We start from the raw sequence: 18,379 nt of genomic DNA on the forward strand, positions 1-18,379 counted from the left end.
TTTGTTTGTTAGCTCAAGTGGATAAATATGGGCGTGTTGAGCTACGTCCAACTCCAGTTCCCAGAAACGAGGCAACTTTACGAATCACCCCTAATCTAAGTCATTATCGGCTCGCAAGCTCACCGTGCTTCCTTTATTTCCGTTGACTCGCTCCAGTCGCTACGTTTTAATCAGACGCTTACGCTTTTGTTCTAGCAATTTTTCCTTTCGTTAAATGATATAGAAGTATTTCAAATGCTAATTCTTTCTCCATAGATCCTTGTTTCATTGCTGCATCAGCATCTGCTAGTTGATCCATAATATATTCTAAAGTATCTATAGAAAATTGCTTTTCTCGTTGCATAGCTATTTTAATGACATAGGGATGCACCCCAAGTTGTTTTTGCATATGAGATTGACTGTAGCCTTTTTGCTTTAATAACTTCACTCGAAAAATCGTACGAAATTGGAAGGCAAGTAAACCAATCAATGCAATGGGTTCTTCCTTCATTTTTTCTAAATCCTTATATATAGCAATTGCCTTATGTAAATCACGATTCATGACAGCATCCACTAATTTCAATGAAGAATTTGTAGTAGTATGCGATAAGAGCGCTTCAGCAATTTCCCTTGTAATTTCACCATTCTCCCCAACATACATTGCTAATTTTTTCAATTCGCTTTCCAATAAGTGCAAATTCGTGGATAATTCCGATTCTAATAAATCATAAACATCATCACCAATTGTAACATGAAGCTGATCAGCCAATTGCGAAATCCACTTCTTTAGCTCATATTCCTTTATAGCGTTACATGCCACTACAGATGCTTGCTTTTTTAATTGTTTCGTTACTTTTTTCCGTTCGTCAATTTTTTCATATGGCGCAATCAAAACAAGTACGGAAAAATCAACTGGTGCAGACAGATAACGTTGTAGCGACTCAAGATCATGCTCAAACGAAAGTTTATCCGGTTTTGCTTTTAAGAAAACAGCGTTAGTAGCTATGATCAATTTACGCTCACCAAATAAAGGGAATGTTTCCGTATCTGCAATAACATCTTGTATAGATGTTTCTTCTAAATCATAGCTCGATAAATTATCTTTATCATCATCAAGAATGGCTTCCATTAAACGTGTTTTAAGTGATTGTATAAAATAGGGCTCGTTTCCATATAGTAAAAATACTGAGGATATTTGATTTTTTTTTATTTGTTTTACCGCTTCCAAATAGGACATGCAATTCACTCCAACCTTTTTTGCTGTACCTTTATATGGTAAAACGTTAATAGAAGAATGGCAAGGAATAATGAGAGGGAAAAGACTGGCATCTTCTTCCCTCTCCAATCTATATTAACGCTTGCATAACTGCTCTAGAAACAGTCATGTCAAACGATATTTGATCTTATCTATAGATTTTCCCGTCTAAGTAAAAGTATAGATGTTAAGTCTTTCTAAATTTGGGATCCATTCAATTCGATATAAATTTATTGCAAAAGTGGATTTTTTAAAAAATATAATTTATACTAATGGTGATATAGGAGGGGTAATTGTGAACGAATTTGAAAAAGATATTCAATCTAAAAATAATGACGTTGTTGACTCCATCAAAGGTTTTGCATTTTCTTTTATTTTCTTTCTTGTGCTATTTGCAATCGGAGTTATAATTAGTGTAGCAGGAGCCTAAATCCTCATTCGTTTACATAGGTTAGACATGTGAACGTAAGTAAAGAGACTGTGTCACAGTCTCTTTTTTGTTTGGATGAATCATGATATATTACTATGGTAAAAAACGATAAAACGTTCCCCGGTCTTTTATAAATTTAAACTGTATCGCACCATCTCTATCTGTACGCAAAACAATTGCACCACTTTCTCGTAAATTACGGATAACTTCATCTGACGGATGACCATATGAATTGTCCTCACCAACAGAAATTAATGCGTAATGAGGTGCTAATTGTGTTAAAACCTCTTTATCTGTAGATGTTTTACTGCCATGATGTGCTACTTTAAGGACATCAACGTTTATATTTGGGTATGATTTCACTATTTCTTTTTCCTCTTTTTTACTTATATCGCCTGTAAAAAGCCAATTCATTCCCCCAATATTAGTAAATAGAACAAGTGAATTGTCATTTGCTGATTTTCTATCTTCAAATGGTGCCAACACTTTAAAAAGTGTATTTCCTACTACAATTGTATCATTTCTTTTTACAGTAACTACCTCAGAATAGTTCCATACAATCTCCTTGCTGTCAAAAAAATCACTTATAAATATATTATTTACTTCTATATCCTCCAGTATATAATCCACACTTCCAATATGATCCAAATCCTCATGCGACAAAAAGATAGCATCTATTTTGTGAATACCTTTTGCAAATAAATACGGCTGAATAACCTGATTATATACACTCGCCGATGGCTGCTGGTTTGTGTTTGTAACCTTTGAACCAGCATCTATAAGTATCACACCTTTACGATAAGGTAATTCAATAATAAAAGCATCACCTTGTCCGATATCGAGCATTGTTACTGTCCCTATGGGAGAAAAAAATGGTCGGCTTATATCGACTAAAATTATCATTACGATGATAACTCCGCAATAAAATGACTTTACTTGCTTTCCCCTCTCCAAGTAACCCATAAAGAAGAAGAGAAAGAGGTAATATAATATAACAGCAACAAATGACATAGAGCCTGCAACCAAAGGATAATGTAGATAGTTATCTATTTTTCCAATACCAAGCAACACCTGTTCATGAACGACAATAAACAACTGATCGATAATTGAGGATATGGTGGATATAGGAGACGTAAATAAAAGCATTAATAAAGTGGGAATAACAAAGAATGTAAAGTATGGAACAATGAAAAGGTTGAGTAAAATGGATAATGGTTGGAGTATGTGGAAGTAATGAAATAGTAGCGGAATTATCATCATTTGCGCAATGAAACTAATAAGTAGCATCTGTTTGATTGAAGAGTTTGTTCGGGATAAGCATTTCCTCGAAAGCAATAATCCAAAGGTTACCATAAATGAGAGCTGAAATCCCACATGATATATAATCAGCTTATCAAATAGAATTAGCACAATAAATGTAATACTAAGTACATCTGTAACACTGATTTTCCATTTGGTTTTATGGAGGATGATAAAAAATATAGCCATGATACTGGCTCGCCATACAGAGGGTTCCCCTCCAGCCATCAGCGCATAGACAGGCAGAAATAGCAGCATTCCCCATTGCGCGTACTCTTTTGTGAAAAGGTTTGTCCTAACTAAAAGAAAATAAGTAATGGTTATCATTAATCCAACATGCAGGCCTGAGATTGCCAATAGATGACTTAATCCCCATTGTCGAAACAATTCAATCGTATCTTTAGCTAAAAAAGATTTATCTCCAAATAATAATGCAAGTATCCAGGCAGCAGTTCCATCACTTATATTTCCGTTAACGTAATCAAGCATGGATGCTCTTATTTGATATATATGATGTAAAAATCCCGTACCTTCTAGACAATCTAACTCGTCTAAACTTGTGATAATGGATTGATAAGAAATCCCTTGCTTATTCGCATATCCTTGATAATCAAATTGACCGGGATTCGTCGCTGGCTTAGGGATATCCAGTAACGTAGAAATCCGACAGGTGGATCCATATGCTATGTGCGGATAGTCGCTGGCCACATGCACTGGATTGTCTGGGAAATACAACATAGAAACTTTGCTATCTGTATTTGCAATTTGAAAGATAAATGATATTTTTTCGGGTTCTACTTGAATAGGAGTAATGATTGTACCTGTTAATTCTTTATCTTGAGGAGGCTGTTTATGGTTAATTTCAGTGGTTTCTATTCGAGGGATAAAAAAGGAAAAGAATATAAGGGAGATGAGGGATAGTACAAACGGCATTGCACATATCCTTCTCCTATAAAATAAATAAAATAACCAAACAAGAAATACTGCAGCAATAATAGGGTGATTCATCCATTTCATCAAGCTACTTACAACGACAGCCAATGCAGGAAAATGCCAGAATCCTTTCACATGATTCTCCTTTATCGTAAATTAAATAAATCAAATGCTTTATTTTTCCATTTCTGCAATTCATTACGATCAATTTCTTCATTTTCTAGCTTCTGTATTAAATTTTGAATGTAATGCTGTTTTTCCAGATAATTTGTATCAACTGTCAAATAATCAAGCTCTACCTTCTTGGTAATAACTCCAGCCTCAGCAAACAACTCGATAGCATAATCATTATTATGATAATCCTCTGCATAATAAACAGTATTGATTCCTGCTTGAATTAATTGCTTACAGCATTGCAGGCATGGGAAGTGTGTTACATAGATATCTGCATTCTCGGTAGGAACACCAAATTTAGCGCATTGCAATAATGCATTTGCCTCAGCATGAATCGTACGTACACAATGCCCGTCGACAACATAACAACCTTCATCAATACAATGAACACTTCCCGAGACACTTCCGTTATAGCCTCCAGCAATAATTCGTTTATCTCTTACAATTGTTGCCCCTACCATTAGTCTAGTACATGTACTGCGTAATGAGAGTAAATGACTTTGCGCCATAAAATATTGATTCCATGAAATTCGTTCCATCATTATTCCCCTTTATGTATTTTTTGAAATCATTCATTTTCAGTTATGGAATTTGAATCTCTTCCTGAAATACTTCAATTGTTTTCTCGCCAATTCCAGAAACGTTTAGTAGATCGTCTATTGTGGTAAATGGCCCGTTTTCTTCTCTGTATCTTACAATTGCCTCTGCCTTTGCTGGTCCAATCCCACTCAAACTCTCAATTTCTTCTACCGAGGCTTGGTTTATACGCAATTTCTCGTTCGTCTCCGTACCTGACAATGACGATGAATAATCACTTTCACTATCTGCAACTGAAATAACCATTTCGTCCTGTACTTTTTGCGCAAGGTTTACTTGGGACTCATCTGCATTTTTAGTAAACCCTCCAGCTACTTCTATTGCATCGATCACACGATCTTCCACTTCCAACTCATAGACACCTGGTTTATTTACTTCACCTTTTACATCCACAACGACAGTACTTGTGTCCTCTACCTGATTCGTACGATTACTGTTCACCGTATCTGTCGGATCAATCGGCTCGCTAGTATCAATGATTTTTGCATCTTCATCACCTGTATCTTTATCTCCGATCATAAGAAGTAAAATGATTATGACGACTGGAATACCAATAAAGAAAAGTACTTTTTTTAATATATTAGAGTACAAATGTTCACCTCCTTTTTGAGGAATAGAAGGAATTTATTTCATTTCTCCTACTTAAAATTCGACATGCTTAACTTGTTTTCCTTTTTAAGAAAAAAAACCGGAAATACAGATTATTCCGGTTTCTTCTCAGCTGAAAAGAAAATTCTTGCTGTATTATTATTTAAACTATCTGCTTTTAATGAAAAATCACCATATACTTTAATATTTTCAAAACCTGACTCATTCAATATTTTTTTATAAATTTCTACAGGAAATGTTCGTTGATGATGTTCCTCTTCAAATCGATGGTATAAATTGTCCTTATCCCTTACAAAAAAAGTTAACTGATGGAACATTTCACCAGGCTGTGTTCCTTCTGCACAAAACCAAATATAAGAAGCATCTTCCGTAACATCAGCGAATGTTTCCCCAAAATAATTATCAGTAATATAGCTAAGCGCGTGAACATCAAATAAAAATAGCCCACCTGGATCGAGTGCTTCGTTTATATTTATAAATGTATCTCTTAAGGAAGCTTCTGACGTAATATAATTAATGACATCACAGTAACTGACTATAGCATCAAGCCCCTGAAGGCCTACAAGACTTCGCAAATCTTGACAAATCCACTGGATGGACATATTTTCTGTAGCAGACTTATGTGCTGCATATGTTAACATATCTGCCGCATAATCTACTCCTGTGACCTGATATCCCTTTTTTGCCAATCGGATTGCTATTTCTCCCGTACCACATCCTAAATCAGCGATCGTCCCAACTTCTCGTTGTCTTGATTTAAACTGAGCTTCCGTAAATGCTACCCATTGATCATAAGGGGCATCTTCCATTAACAGGTCATAAACATTCGCCATTTTTTCGTAAGCCATTACTATTTGTTGTCCTCCAATTGCAATGAGACTGGAGCTGCATCTCCCCAAAGACGCTCTAAATTATAGTAGCTTCTTTCATCCTTATGAAATATATGACAAACGACATCACCTATATCCACTAAAATCCATCTAGCCTGTTCAAATCCCTCTAAACGTTTCAAGGAAATATCGTTCTCTTCCATCTTATCCTTAATCCCCCTTGCTATTGCTTGCACTTGTCGTTCATTACTTCCATGGCATATTAAAAAATAGTCCGCCACTAATGATACTTCGTTCATATCAAGTGCAATAATGTCCTCAGCACGTTTATCATCACACGCTTCGGCTGCAAGTTGTATAATTGTCTTATTTTCCATTAATGGTTACCTCCGTTAACTCTTCTTATTAAATCATTGTACGTATGAAAGGTGTCAGGATAAATGGCAGTATTCTTGTTCATTAAGAATCGAATCGTATTTGCTGATGCCATTAAGCACGCATGTACCAAGTCGACCTTTGCCATCTCCCGCACCTTATCTATACCTGGAAATTTTCTACCGGGTTCTATATAATCAGCTAAAAATATTATCATTTCTAGGTTACTCATATGAGCTCTTCCTGTTGTATGGTAATGAATAGCATTTTGGATATCTATATCCTTTACACCGAATTCTTTCTCAATAAGCAATGCTGCTACTGGACCATGCCATAATTCATGATGATAATCTAATAAGTCTTTAGGTAAATAGGACGTTACTATCCATCGCGCAAGCTCATCCCTCGATCGATATTTCGCGTAATCATGGAAGACGGCTGCAAGTTCTGCTTTTTCAACTTTTTCACCATATAACAAAGCAAGCTCTTTTGCTGTTTCCGCCACGCGTAACGAATGCTCATAGCGAGCTGTTGTTAAGTGTTGCTTCACGATGTCCTTTGCTATCTCAATTTTCATATAAGTGATTCTCCTTAATATAGTTATAAACGGAGTCAGGTAGTAAATAGTGAATGGTTTCACTACGTTCTAACCGTTCCCTTAATAACGTAGAGGAAATCTCTATTAATGGGATGTCTACTTCCACTATTGGATAATGTGTTTGTAAAGAATGAGTAGACCGTTTAACACCAACAAATTGGATTAGTTGCATTAACTCATCAATTCGTTCCCATTTTGGTAAATATTCAACCATATCCGCGCCAATAATGAAATAAAATGTTTTATGAGGATGATTTTTCTTTAATTCCTTTATCGTATCAATTGTATAAGACTTTCCAACACGGTTGATTTCGACTGGATTCACCTTAAAATACCTATTATTCTCTATAGCTAAATGTACCATTTCCAGTCGATTGTTCGGGCTTGTTTTAACATCTTCTTTGTGCGGAGGTGTATAAGATGGGATAAACCACACCTCATCCAATTCAAGCGAAATCCGAACCTCTTCAGCAATGATCAAATGACCAATATGCGGTGGGTCAAACGTTCCTCCTAAGATACCAATACGCTTCATCAATAAACACCTTTTACGGAAGACGAATCTGTTTGTTTTCTGTAGATTCTTTATACAATACGATATTATTCCCAATTATTTGCACGATCTCTGCGTCCGTTCCAGTTGCTAATTGCTCAGCAACGGTGTCTTTATCATCCATACAATTTTGTAAGATACTCACTTTTAACAGTTCTCTTTTTTCTAGTGCATCCTCAATTTGATCAATCATATTTTGATTCACACCTATTTTACCAACTTGGAAAATAGGCTTCAGTTGATTTGCTTGTGCTCGTAAAAAACGTTTTTGCTTACCTGTTAACATATTATCTTCCTTCCAGTATAAGTTGTAATTCTTGATCCATGCGTTCCATTGGTGGCTTTATGCCTGTCCATATTTCATAAGCATATTGTGCCTGATATAGCAACATCGTATGTCCAAAATGCAGAGAAAAACCATAACACTTTGCCTGTGTCAGCAAATTTGTTTCGATCGGTTGATAGATAATATCACTAACAATCGTGTCGTTTGGCTTTGTGTTTTTAATTTCAATGATTGATTTATCAGCATACGGTTTCATGCCTACAGAGGTGGTTTGAATAACTACATCATATTGATCAATTTGTTTTTCAACGCTTTCCAATGGCATTACCTGTGACTGCACCTGATATAATCTTATTATATCAAGCGCTTTTTCCTTTGTACGGTTTGCTATGTCTATCGTTGTAAAGCCAGCATCCTGCAATGCAGCATAAATTCCTCTTGCAGCACCACCTGCCCCTAAAATAAGCGCACGTCTATCTGCTTTAGAAAAAAGGCGTGGATATTTACTTTTAAGAGATCGTACATATCCAATACCATCCGTATTATATCCAATCCATTTCCCATTCTTATTACGTACCGTATTTACAGCACCAATTGCCTTTGCCGTATGATCCACTTCGTCAAGAAATGGGATGATTTTTTGTTTGTAAGGAACAGTAATGTTAAATCCATGTAGTTCTTTTTGTCTAAACGCATTTATTTTTTCGCTAAATGACCCTTCAGGATTAATTTCGTAAATCTCATATTCTCCATCTATATGGGTTCGTTTCATAAATTCTTTATGAATCCACGGTGATAATGAATGGGCAATTGGATAACCAATCAATCCAAACCGATACACATTATTTCTCCCCTTCCTAGTTAAACGAATTTCTAATTGATACAGATACACCCTTCGGACTATGGGCTGTTACAGAGGCACCATTTCCTTGAATAGACACCCACCCAAGCCCCGGAAACACAATATCCTTCTTATCTGCTGAAATCCGAAAATCGCTTGGTGTTAAATTAGGAAGTTTTTCTAATGTTTTTTCATTTGGTGGCGATAACAGCTCGCCTAAATGATTTTCATATAAATGCTCGGCATTTTCAAGCTTTGTACGATGAATGGGCAATTGATTGGAAAAGTAGCAAACGAATGACTGCCGCGCTCCTTTGATAAAGTCCAATCTAGCGAGTCCACCAAAAAACAATGTTTGACCGGCATTTAATTGATAAACCCTTGGTTTGATTTCTTTATTAGGAGAAATTGCTTTTAAATCAGGCGGAGATATATAGTGCGCCATCTGTTGTTTATTAACAATTCCCGGAGTATCTATTAATGTAGAATGATCATCTAATGGTATCTTAATGAATCCTAACGTTGTACCTGGAAAATAAGAGGTAGTAATAACCTCACTGTAGCCAGTAGATTGCTTTATTAAGCGATTAATAAATGTTGATTTTCCAACATTTGTTGTTCCAACAATATACACATTCTTATTTTGTCGATAGGCTTCTATTTGATTTGTCAGCTCTTCCATACCATGGCCTTTTGTAGAAGAAATCAAGAATACATCTTTTATGCGAATCCCATTCTCTTTTGCTTGTGAACGTAACCACTGCATTAATTTTCGCTTATTTACCGATTTTGGAAGTAGGTCCATTTTATTTCCAACTAAAATTATAGGGTTATCGCCAACAATACGAGGCAGGCTATTAATCAAGCTGCCATCCACATCAAATATATCAATAACATGTACGATCAGCCCATCTGTTTCTCTTATAGTACTAACCATTGATAGGAAATCATTATCTGTCATCGCGACATCCTGTATTTCATTATAGTGCTTTAAACGGAAGCATCGTTGACATAAAATATCTTCCTTTTCCAAAGAGGATTGTGGTGTATATCCAGGTTGATTCTTATCTGTTGTCTGTATCTCTGCACCACAGCCCTGACAGTATAGTGTTTCCAATCTTATTCCTCCCAGCTAATTTTTCCCTTTTTACGCATATATGAAAGAATCCGTCGTTCAATTCTACGATTAAATCTTGTTATCTTACCGTCTGTTTGCACAATAGGGACAACAAGAATTGTGTAAAACCCAGCAAAATTCCCTCCAAGTACATCAGTCAATATTTGGTCTCCTACCACTACAATCTCTTCTTTCTTTAAACCCATCTTTTTAGCAGTGGTTCTAAATGCTTTACTCAACGGTTTTCTTGCACTAAATACAAATGGTGTATCTAATGGCTCTGAAAACACCTTTACTCGTTCTTGATTATTGTTCGATATAATTGTTACTTTAATCCCATGCTCTTTCATTAGTTTAAACCACTGAACTACTTCAGATGTTGCTTCTTTAACATCCCAAGCTACCAGGGTATTATCTAAATCCGTGATGATCCCCTTAATCCCTTTTTCTTTTAATACGTCGGGATGGATATCAAAAATACTTTTTACATGTTCATTAGGCAGAAATTTTCTTAACACACTTACACCTCTTTATAGTCTATCTACTAGCAGTATTCATACGAATCTCCATTATAACCTTATCCTATAACAACTTTCTACAATAATAAAGCGAAACTTCATTCTAATGTTAAGAACAAAGGCAAAAACGTCACCTCCTGTGACAACGCCTTTGTGACCCACATCCTATAGAGCCGAGCTTATCGGACATTCACTAGCAGTTATCTCCATACCATGTGTGATTTATTATCAAGACGAAACTTTGTCGATGATAAACCCTTATCATGTAGACAAGTACAACTAGAAATCCTTGATCTATGTCATTTCATCAAGAAGTATGTATGTTCACCCGAAAATATGAATAAATCGTTCGACAAATACCTTCATTTTTTGCATTGTGGATAACTTTATTAACAATTTTCGAGTTGATGTAATAATGTTTGTAAGGATTTTTTTGAGTTTGTACACAGGTTATCTACAGTCAAATGTAGATAACTTCTGCCTTGTCCTGCTTGTTAGAACATGGTAAATTTATATTAACTTAAATCCAGAAGATTCCCACTCTTAGGAGGGCTGTATTTATGGAACATTTGTCAGACGAATTATTACTTGAATCATACTTTACAGCAAATGAATTAAATTTAAGCCCCGATTTCCTCTCCCTGATTGAAGAAGAGATTCATAGAAGACGATTATCACATAAAATAAAAAATATAAAATCAGGTTAAAAAAAATAATGTATTATAAATATGAAGAAACACGAAAACCCTTGAAGAATTTGCGAATCCTAAGGGTTTTTTATTTTTATTGATAATTTAATGTGTTAAACTATTTCTTGGATAAATGATTACATATGGTAGTATCAAAGCCATACTTATCAACCAATTTACCTACTTTTTTTAAAAAGTAGATTTAGAAAAACTAGACCCTAGCAAGATGTCATTTCCCCGATGGATATGTACCACTTTCAGTCATTCTCTAATTTCTGTAATGGAATAAGCAATAACGTACAAATTAATAACAACAGCATTGATATTTTTGAAGGAGGAATCCCGTTCGATGATCTTAGCAGTACTAGTTCCGCTTCTTATTGCATGCTTTATTCCTGCATTAAGTAAATTAAAAGCAAAAATACATACAGGAATTTTTGTATTCTTTGTTCCGTTCATTATTTTTCTTTATTTTGTTCAATTTGTAGGAAATGATTTCTCACCACAAATAGAGCAGTATAGTTGGATACCATCCTTAGGTATAAATTTAGATTTTTACTTAGATGGCCTAAGTTTATTGTTCGTACTATTAATTAGTGGTATTGGTTCATTGGTCGTACTCTATTCCATCTATTATTTACATAAGTCGGAGCGATTAGGACATTTTTATGTTTACCTTCTTATGTTCATGAGTGCAATGCTTGGTGTCGTTTTATCTGATAATATCTTTGTGCTTTATACATTTTGGGAGCTAACATCTATATCTTCCTTCTTGTTGATTGGTTATTGGCATTTCAAGGAGCGGTCACGGTATGGAGCATTAAAATCCATGCTTATCACTGTATTTGGTGGATTAAGTATGTTGGGCGGTTTCATTTTATTATATGTAGTAACTGGTACAACCAGCATCCAAGAAATGATCAGCCAGGTTGATGTCATTTTAGATAGCAATTACTTACCATTGATTTTAGGATTTATTTTATTAGGAGCATTTACAAAATCGGCTCAATTTCCATTCCATATTTGGCTACCAGATGCAATGGAAGCACCTACACCAGTAAGTGCCTATCTCCACTCGGCGACGATGGTAAAGGCTGGGATATTTTTAATAGCCAGATTTTCTCCCATATTCTCTAGCTATGAATGGTTCTTTTTGATTGTAAGTATAGTCGGGATTATCACTCTTTGTTGGGGATCGTATATGTCTGTCAGACAAACGGATTTAAAAGCTATTCTTGCTTTTTCAACAATTAGTCAGCTCGGAATGATTATGGCAATGCTTGGATTTGGTACAACAATTGCCGTTTTCGCAGCTGTGTTCCATATTTTAAATCATGCTACATTTAAAGGCAGTCTATTTATGATTGCTGGAATTGTGGATCACGAGACAGGTACAAGGGATATCCGCAAGCTCGGTGGTTTAGCTACATTTATGCCAATTACAGCAACACTAGCTATATTTGCAACATTTTCAATGGCTGGAGTTCCTTTACCTTTTCTTAATGGTTTCTACAGTAAAGAACTCTTCTTTGATGCTGGTATTCAGTTAGATAATTCAGGATTCTGGTCACAAGCCATTCCCTATTTAGCAGTTCTTGGTAGTATTTTTACATTTGTATATTCGATGTACTTATTTTTTGGAACCTTTACGGGGAAAAAGCATCTTGAACAACTGCCTAAAAAACCACATGAAGCGCCTTTTGGTATGCTTGTTTCACCTATCATCTTAGTGCTTGGCGTTATTCTGATTGGACTATTGCCTAATATGGCAAACGCTCCATTCTTGCAGCACGCTGCAGAAGCTATTAATGGCGACACAGAGTTTTATAAAGTTAAGTTTTGGCATGGTTGGGATTCTCCTGCGTTTAGAATGTCACTCGTTGTTGTTACATTAGGTATTATTCTGTTTGTAACACGAAAAAGATGGCAAGCTGTTTATCAAGTATTACCTGGAAAAGCAAGCTTTAATAAGGTGTACGATGCAATTGTAGCCAACATGGATAGCGTATCTCGATCTGTAACTAATTTCTACATGACAGGCTCATTAAAAACATATATGTCTCTAATTCTTGGAACAACACTCGTTGTCTCCTTCTTCGTTATGTTCGTAAGTAACGGCTTTACTGTTAGTACAGATCAATTAGCTGATATATCATTTATTGAAATTGCAGTTGTTCTTATTATGATTATTGCTGCTATTGGAACAATATATATGAATCATAATGTAGCGGCGGTACTTGTGCTAGGTGTTGTTGGCTTTGGAGTGGCGATTTTATTTGTCATTTATCGAGCCCCAGACATCGCTTTAACACAATTAGTCATTGAAACAGTGTCTGTAGCATTGTTCTTATTATGCTTCTACCACCTTCCAAAACTAAGGAAATCAACGGATTCAGCTAAAACAAAGACAATGAATGCGATTATTTCCATTGGGTTTGGTGCGTTGATTACGATGGTAGCTATTTCTGCTCATAGCAGCAGGTGGTTTGAATCTATATCTGATTATTTTGTGGAGAATTCCTATAAACTTGGTGGTGGAGATAATATTGTTAATGTAATTCTTGTAGACATGCGTGGGTTGGATACATTATTTGAGATCGCTGTGCTTGGAATTGCAGCACTTGCGATATTTGGCCTCATTAAAAATAAAAAGAATAAGGAGGCAGAATAAATATGGAAATTATCACTTCTATTTTAGCGGGAGTGTTATTTGCAACGGCTATCTATAATATTTTACAGAAGCAATTACTTCGGATAGTAATTGGTACGGCTTTGCTGTCTCACGGAGCACATATACTCATACTTACTATGGGTAGATTAAAAACAGGGCAGCCTCCTATTCTTACTGAAGGAATTTCCGACTATACAGATCCATTGCCACAGGCATTAATCCTAACGTCTATCGTTATTAGCTTTGGTGTCACAAGTCTGCTATTAGTATTGGCCTATCGTACGACGAAAGAAAATAATACAGACAATATGGAACAATTAAGGGGTAACGAAAATGAGTAATTTAGCAGTATTACCAATCATCATTCCATTGATATCAGCAGTGATTCTAATATTCTTTAATCAAAAAGTAAAGGTATCAAGAGCACTTTCAAAACTGTTTTCTTTAATAAGTCTAGGAACTTCTAGTTATATCACTTGGTATGTATTCACTAATGGTACGATTATCTTGGAAACAGGGGATTGGCTAGCTCCATATGGTATTATCCTTGTTATGGACGGATTAGCAGCTATATTAGTGTTAACAACTAACATTATTGCTGTTGCATGTGCATTCTATGCACCTAACGCTGGATTAGAAAAAAGGGAAACGTTTTATTTCTATCCCTTTTTCTTCTTCCTTATAACTGGAGTATCTGGAGCGTTTATTACCGGCGACCTATTTAACCTCTTTGTATTTTTCGAGGTTTTACTTATGGCTTCCTACGGCCTGATCGTTCTTGGTGGTGGAAAAGTACAGCTAAGAGAATCACTTAAATATTTATTGATTAACTTGTTTTCCTCCATGCTTTTCGTTACTGCAGTAGCGTTTCTTTATGCTGTTGTAGGTACTGTAAATATGGCTCAGATTGCTCAAAGAGTTCAAGAGGTTGAACAACAAGGGATCTTAACTACGATTGGAATATTGCTGTTCTTTGTATTTGCTACGAAAGCGGCATTATTCCCACTCTATTACTGGCTTCCTAAATCCTACATCGTACCAAATCCTGTCATTTCAGCTCTATTTGGAGCATTATTGACGAAGGTAGGAATATATTCTATTTTACGTGTATTTACTTTGATCTTTGTTCATAAAACGGATATGACACATGAGATGTTTATTTGGATCGCTGGTCTATCTATGATTTTTGGTGTAATTGGCGCACTTTCAACTTCTAATATTAAATTAATTATTGCTTATAACATCATTCCTGCTATAGGTTTTATTATCTTAGGGATTGGATTATTAAATCAGGATGGAATTAGTGGTTCTATCTACTACCTGATTAACGATATGATCATTAAATCCGTCTTATTTTTACTTGTCGGAGTAATTGCATATGTTGCAGGGACTTCTGACTTGCGAAAAATGGGTGGACTCATTCACTATTATCCATTCTTAGGATGGCTCTTGTTCGTTTCGGCGTTAGTATTAGCAGGTTTACCTCCGTTCAGTGGTTTTATTGGTAAGCTACTATTACTAAAAGGCGCATTCGAGCAAGGAGAAATCGCCATTGTTATTATCGGTCTAATTACTAGCCTGTTGATCCTCTACTCTGTTGTTAAAATATTTATTAACGGGTTTTGGGGAGATAAAGAAACGATGGCGGAACTACCTAAAAAATCTACCAAAGGGCTTCTCGCACCAGTTGTTGGCCTGCTAGCTCTTTCTGTGATATTAGGTGTTGGAGCAGAATTTTTCTATCCGCATATCGAGTCAATTGCCACTTATTTACTTGATCCGGAAATCTACATTGATTCTGTATTAAAGGAGTAATTCATTATGGCCTTTCAGATTGTAATTAACTTAATTATTGCATGCATGTGGATGTTCTTAAGTGAATCTTATTCTGTTCCTAGTTTTATAGCTGGTTATATATTAGGTATACTTCTCCTACTGCTTCTAAGACGTTTCGTACCGGATACATTCTATTTACGACGCGTTATGAAAATCCTACGATTGATTATGCTGTTTATAAAAGAGCTTTTTTCATCCAATATGGATATCGTAAAATTAGTGTATACACCTAAACCAGATATAGAGCCAGGAATCTTTGAGCTACCGACCGAGCTTAAAAGCAATTGGGAGATTACCTTACTTGCAAATTTAATCTCGCTTACACCTGGCACACTTTCCGTTGCAGTTTCACGAGATAATACAAAGCTATTTATTCATGCAATGGATATTGATGATAGTGATGAATCCATTCAGTCCATTAAGAATACCTTTGAAAAAGCAATTATGGAGGTGACAAGATGACAGATCTTTTAACTACGACAGAGCAGATACTTCATGTTGTTGTCATTATATGCTTTATCGGAATTGCAATTTCATTGGCCCTTTTATTATATCGTGTGATTGCAGGTCCCACACAACCAGATCGCGCTGTTGCACTAGACACAATTGGAATAAATCTGATGGGCCTTGCAGGATTAATGGCTATATTTATTGTCACAACAAAATTAAACGATGTTATCTTGCTAATCGGGATCTTAGCATTTCTGGGGACACTTGCCATCGCAAAATATCTAGAAAAGGGTGTTATTATTGATAGAGACTTGGATTAGCATTATCTTGAATATACTTGTTATCTTATTTGTTTTAGTTGGTACGTTCTTTATCTTATCTGCTTCGATTGGAATTGTACGATTTCCCGATGTCTACACAAGACTTCATGCAGCTACAAAAGCTTCCACATTAGGAATTGCTTGTATACTTATTGGTGCTTTTCTTTATCTATACCTAGAGCATTCAATTGTAAGTGGTAAATTACTTCTAGCTATCGTATTCATTCTTTTAACAGCGCCAGTATCTGCACATATGATTGGCAGAGCAGCACACTCATATGGAGTGAAGCCGCATCTTAAAAACCGAAGAGATGCTTATCAAGATGCTATTGATAGTTACTCTAAACAACAAAATAATTAAAATAAGAAGTGACGTCCTTGCAAAGGCAGTCACTTCTTTTTGTTTAATAAATTAGTTTTTCGTTGGGCAATATAAAAGCATTAGCAAATGAGGGAGGCATCATGTTGAAAACAACTGAGTTACTTGAGTGCCTTAAAATCAAACAGGTAATTGGACACCTTCCAAACCAAATTAAGAGTATACACCATGATTCCCGAAACGTACAAAACAAATCACTATTTGTTTGTATTTCTGGATTTACTGTTGATGGGCATGATTATTATCGTGATGCATTAAAAAAAGGAGCTCGGGTTATTGTCGCTAACCGTAGCCTTACAATTGACCTAGAAAAAAACGCGCTTATCATTGTTCCTGATACAATTAAAGCCTTGGCTAAATTAGCTAATACGTTTTATCACTTTCCCTCCAATAAGTTAAATATATTTGGAGTTACTGGCACAAATGGCAAAACAACGGTAACTAGTTTAATACATGATATGCTCCGTAAATTAAATCAAAAAACTGCTGTGGCTGGTACAAATGGTATGCTTATTAATAAGCACTATTTTCAGACAGCAAATACGACTTGTGATGTTTTAACCAACCAACAATTACTTCATCGTGCATATCAGGAAGGTGTAGATCATGTTATTATGGAGGTATCATCCCAAGGCCTATCCCAAGGGAGATTATCAGGAATTAATTTTGATGTGGCTGTCTTCACAAACCTTTCTCAGGACCATCTTGATTATCACCACACCATGGAAAACTATGGTTATGCTAAGGGAATATTGTTTGCACAGTTAGGTAACGATATGACTTCACCAAAATATGCTGTACTAAATTGTGATGATCCTTGGTGGAAGACATACAATTATTTCACATCTGCAGAAGTCATTACTTACAGCATATATACCGATGCTATTTTCAGAGCAACGAATATAAATTATCATACAGATACTACCGAATTTACCCTGCAATCACCAGAAGGAAAGCATTTGATTCAGAGCAATCTGTTAGGAGAGTTTAATGTTTATAATACATTGGCAGCCTTGGCATCCCTTTATGTAAAGGGTTATTCGATAACAACATTAGTTCCTCTATTGCGTGGTATGTCCACCATAAAAGGTAGGATGGAAAGGATAAATGTGGAAGCCCCTGTAACCATCTACATTGATTATGCTCATACGCCTGATGCAATTGAAAAATGCGTTCATGCCGTCAGGTCTTCAAAGAATAGTGAACAACAATTAATTATGGTGGTTGGTACAGGAGGAGAACGTGATAAGGAAAAACGACCACTTATGGGCGAAAAAGCCTCCCAAGCTGACACCGTAATTCTAACCATTAACGATCCACGTAATGAGGATAGCAATAAGATACTTACAGATATGGAAAAAGGGATGTTACACAACAATTATTCGTTAATTCCTGATCGCAAACAGGCTATAAAGCAAGCGATTCAACTTAGTAAACCTGGAGATATCATCGTCATCGCTGGAAAAGGTCGAGAAAACTATCAAATTATTGGAGATAAGAAATATCCACACAGTGATGCTTCATTAGCTATAGAACAAGTTAAAATAACATATCCTGATTAAACATCGAGCAGGATAAAAGTACTATATTTAATTAGAATAAAGAAATTAATGCGGACAGACACTTTCCTTCTCCATGAT

Annotated in this window: 21 protein-coding genes; 9 read left to right on the forward strand and 12 right to left on the reverse strand. The window is 35.7% G+C overall.

Translation table 11 applies throughout. The features are described from left to right. Positions 1-178: 178 nt before the first annotated feature. Positions 179-1,216 carry a DNA polymerase III subunit delta gene (gene holA, locus JUJ52_RS09575; protein WP_026681204.1) on the reverse strand — a complete coding sequence of 346 codons (1,038 nt, stop codon included), beginning with the start codon at positions 1,214-1,216 and terminating at the stop codon, positions 179-181. Between the two features lie 313 nt (positions 1,217-1,529). Between holA and JUJ52_RS09580 the strand changes: the two genes are divergently transcribed. Continuing rightward, positions 1,530-1,664 carry a YqzM family protein gene (locus tag JUJ52_RS09580; protein ID WP_026681205.1) on the forward strand — a complete coding sequence of 45 codons (135 nt, stop codon included), beginning with the start codon at positions 1,530-1,532 and terminating at the stop codon, positions 1,662-1,664. A gap of 93 nt (positions 1,665-1,757) precedes the next feature. Here JUJ52_RS09580 and JUJ52_RS09585 read toward each other — a convergent pair whose 3' ends face one another. The 11 genes from JUJ52_RS09585 to JUJ52_RS09635 form a co-directional block, all read right to left on the reverse strand. Beyond that, positions 1,758-4,031, reverse strand: a complete 2,274-nt coding sequence (locus JUJ52_RS09585) for a DNA internalization-related competence protein ComEC/Rec2 (protein WP_205388632.1) — start codon at positions 4,029-4,031, stop codon at positions 1,758-1,760. A gap of 11 nt (positions 4,032-4,042) precedes the next feature. Further along, entirely contained in the window at positions 4,043-4,609 is a 567-nt protein-coding gene (locus JUJ52_RS09590; RefSeq protein WP_026681207.1) for a ComE operon protein 2, read from the reverse strand. 43 nt (positions 4,610-4,652) lie between these two features. Further along, positions 4,653-5,258 (reverse strand): helix-hairpin-helix domain-containing protein, encoded by a 606-nt coding sequence (locus JUJ52_RS09595; protein WP_026681208.1) that lies wholly within the window; start codon positions 5,256-5,258, stop codon positions 4,653-4,655. 110 nt (positions 5,259-5,368) lie between these two features. Next, positions 5,369-6,124 carry a class I SAM-dependent DNA methyltransferase gene (locus tag JUJ52_RS09600; protein WP_034678976.1) on the reverse strand — a complete coding sequence of 252 codons (756 nt, stop codon included), beginning with the start codon at positions 6,122-6,124 and terminating at the stop codon, positions 5,369-5,371. Positions 6,125-6,126: 2 nt separating this feature from the next. Beyond that, on the reverse strand, positions 6,127-6,483 hold the full coding sequence (rsfS, locus tag JUJ52_RS09605) for a ribosome silencing factor (protein ID WP_026681210.1): 357 nt from the start codon (positions 6,481-6,483) through the stop codon (positions 6,127-6,129). Next, positions 6,483-7,058, reverse strand: coding sequence for a bis(5'-nucleosyl)-tetraphosphatase (symmetrical) YqeK (gene yqeK / locus JUJ52_RS09610; RefSeq protein ID WP_121605286.1), 576 nt, complete (start codon positions 7,056-7,058; stop codon positions 6,483-6,485). Before yqeK ends, rsfS begins: the two co-directional genes overlap by 1 nt. Further along, positions 7,048-7,614 (reverse strand): nicotinate-nucleotide adenylyltransferase, encoded by a 567-nt coding sequence (locus JUJ52_RS09615; RefSeq protein ID WP_026681212.1) that lies wholly within the window; start codon positions 7,612-7,614, stop codon positions 7,048-7,050. Before JUJ52_RS09615 ends, yqeK begins: the two co-directional genes overlap by 11 nt. A 13-nt stretch (positions 7,615-7,627) precedes the next feature. Continuing rightward, positions 7,628-7,918, reverse strand: coding sequence for a ribosome assembly RNA-binding protein YhbY (yhbY, locus tag JUJ52_RS09620; RefSeq protein ID WP_026681213.1), 291 nt, complete (start codon positions 7,916-7,918; stop codon positions 7,628-7,630). Between the two features lies 1 nt (position 7,919). Further along, complete coding sequence (aroE, locus tag JUJ52_RS09625; RefSeq protein WP_026681214.1) at positions 7,920-8,759, reverse strand: shikimate dehydrogenase; 840 nt, start codon at positions 8,757-8,759, stop codon at positions 7,920-7,922. A gap of 16 nt (positions 8,760-8,775) precedes the next feature. Then, positions 8,776-9,876 (reverse strand): ribosome biogenesis GTPase YqeH, encoded by a 1,101-nt coding sequence (gene yqeH / locus JUJ52_RS09630; protein ID WP_121605287.1) that lies wholly within the window; start codon positions 9,874-9,876, stop codon positions 8,776-8,778. Between the two features lie 2 nt (positions 9,877-9,878). Then, complete coding sequence (locus JUJ52_RS09635) at positions 9,879-10,394, reverse strand: YqeG family HAD IIIA-type phosphatase (RefSeq protein WP_026681216.1); 516 nt, start codon at positions 10,392-10,394, stop codon at positions 9,879-9,881. A 560-nt stretch (positions 10,395-10,954) separates the two neighbouring features. On the opposite strand from JUJ52_RS09635, the gene sda reads away from it, so the two are divergent. From sda to JUJ52_RS09675, 8 genes are all read left to right on the forward strand, one after another. Further along, positions 10,955-11,101, forward strand: coding sequence for a sporulation histidine kinase inhibitor Sda (gene sda, locus JUJ52_RS09640; protein ID WP_026681217.1), 147 nt, complete (start codon positions 10,955-10,957; stop codon positions 11,099-11,101). Between the two features lie 331 nt (positions 11,102-11,432). Continuing rightward, on the forward strand, positions 11,433-13,754 hold the full coding sequence (locus JUJ52_RS09645) for a Na+/H+ antiporter subunit A (protein WP_026681218.1): 2,322 nt from the start codon (positions 11,433-11,435) through the stop codon (positions 13,752-13,754). A gap of 2 nt (positions 13,755-13,756) precedes the next feature. Further along, a complete protein-coding gene (locus JUJ52_RS09650) occupies positions 13,757-14,095 on the forward strand; it encodes a Na(+)/H(+) antiporter subunit C (RefSeq protein ID WP_026681219.1) in 339 nt (112 codons plus the stop codon). Further along, the gene (locus JUJ52_RS09655) at positions 14,088-15,569 is read left to right on the forward strand and encodes a Na+/H+ antiporter subunit D (RefSeq protein WP_205388633.1); all 1,482 of its coding nucleotides are present in this window, start codon (positions 14,088-14,090) and stop codon (positions 15,567-15,569) included. Before JUJ52_RS09650 ends, JUJ52_RS09655 begins: the two co-directional genes overlap by 8 nt. A 6-nt stretch (positions 15,570-15,575) precedes the next feature. Further along, a complete protein-coding gene (locus tag JUJ52_RS09660; protein ID WP_026681221.1) occupies positions 15,576-16,052 on the forward strand; it encodes a Na+/H+ antiporter subunit E in 477 nt (158 codons plus the stop codon). Further along, positions 16,049-16,360, forward strand: coding sequence for a Na(+)/H(+) antiporter subunit F1 (locus tag JUJ52_RS09665; RefSeq protein WP_026681222.1), 312 nt, complete (start codon positions 16,049-16,051; stop codon positions 16,358-16,360). Before JUJ52_RS09660 ends, JUJ52_RS09665 begins: the two co-directional genes overlap by 4 nt. Continuing rightward, complete coding sequence (gene mnhG / locus JUJ52_RS09670; RefSeq protein ID WP_034678979.1) at positions 16,341-16,721, forward strand: monovalent cation/H(+) antiporter subunit G; 381 nt, start codon at positions 16,341-16,343, stop codon at positions 16,719-16,721. Before JUJ52_RS09665 ends, mnhG begins: the two co-directional genes overlap by 20 nt. 104 nt (positions 16,722-16,825) lie before the next feature. Then, on the forward strand, positions 16,826-18,301 hold the full coding sequence (locus tag JUJ52_RS09675; protein WP_121605289.1) for a UDP-N-acetylmuramoyl-L-alanyl-D-glutamate--2,6-diaminopimelate ligase: 1,476 nt from the start codon (positions 16,826-16,828) through the stop codon (positions 18,299-18,301). Positions 18,302-18,379: the final 78 nt, after the last annotated feature.

Origin of the sequence: Virgibacillus sp. AGTR, from assembly GCF_016919725.2 — a bacterium.
Taxonomy (GTDB): domain Bacteria; phylum Bacillota; class Bacilli; order Bacillales; family Amphibacillaceae; genus Virgibacillus; species Virgibacillus salarius.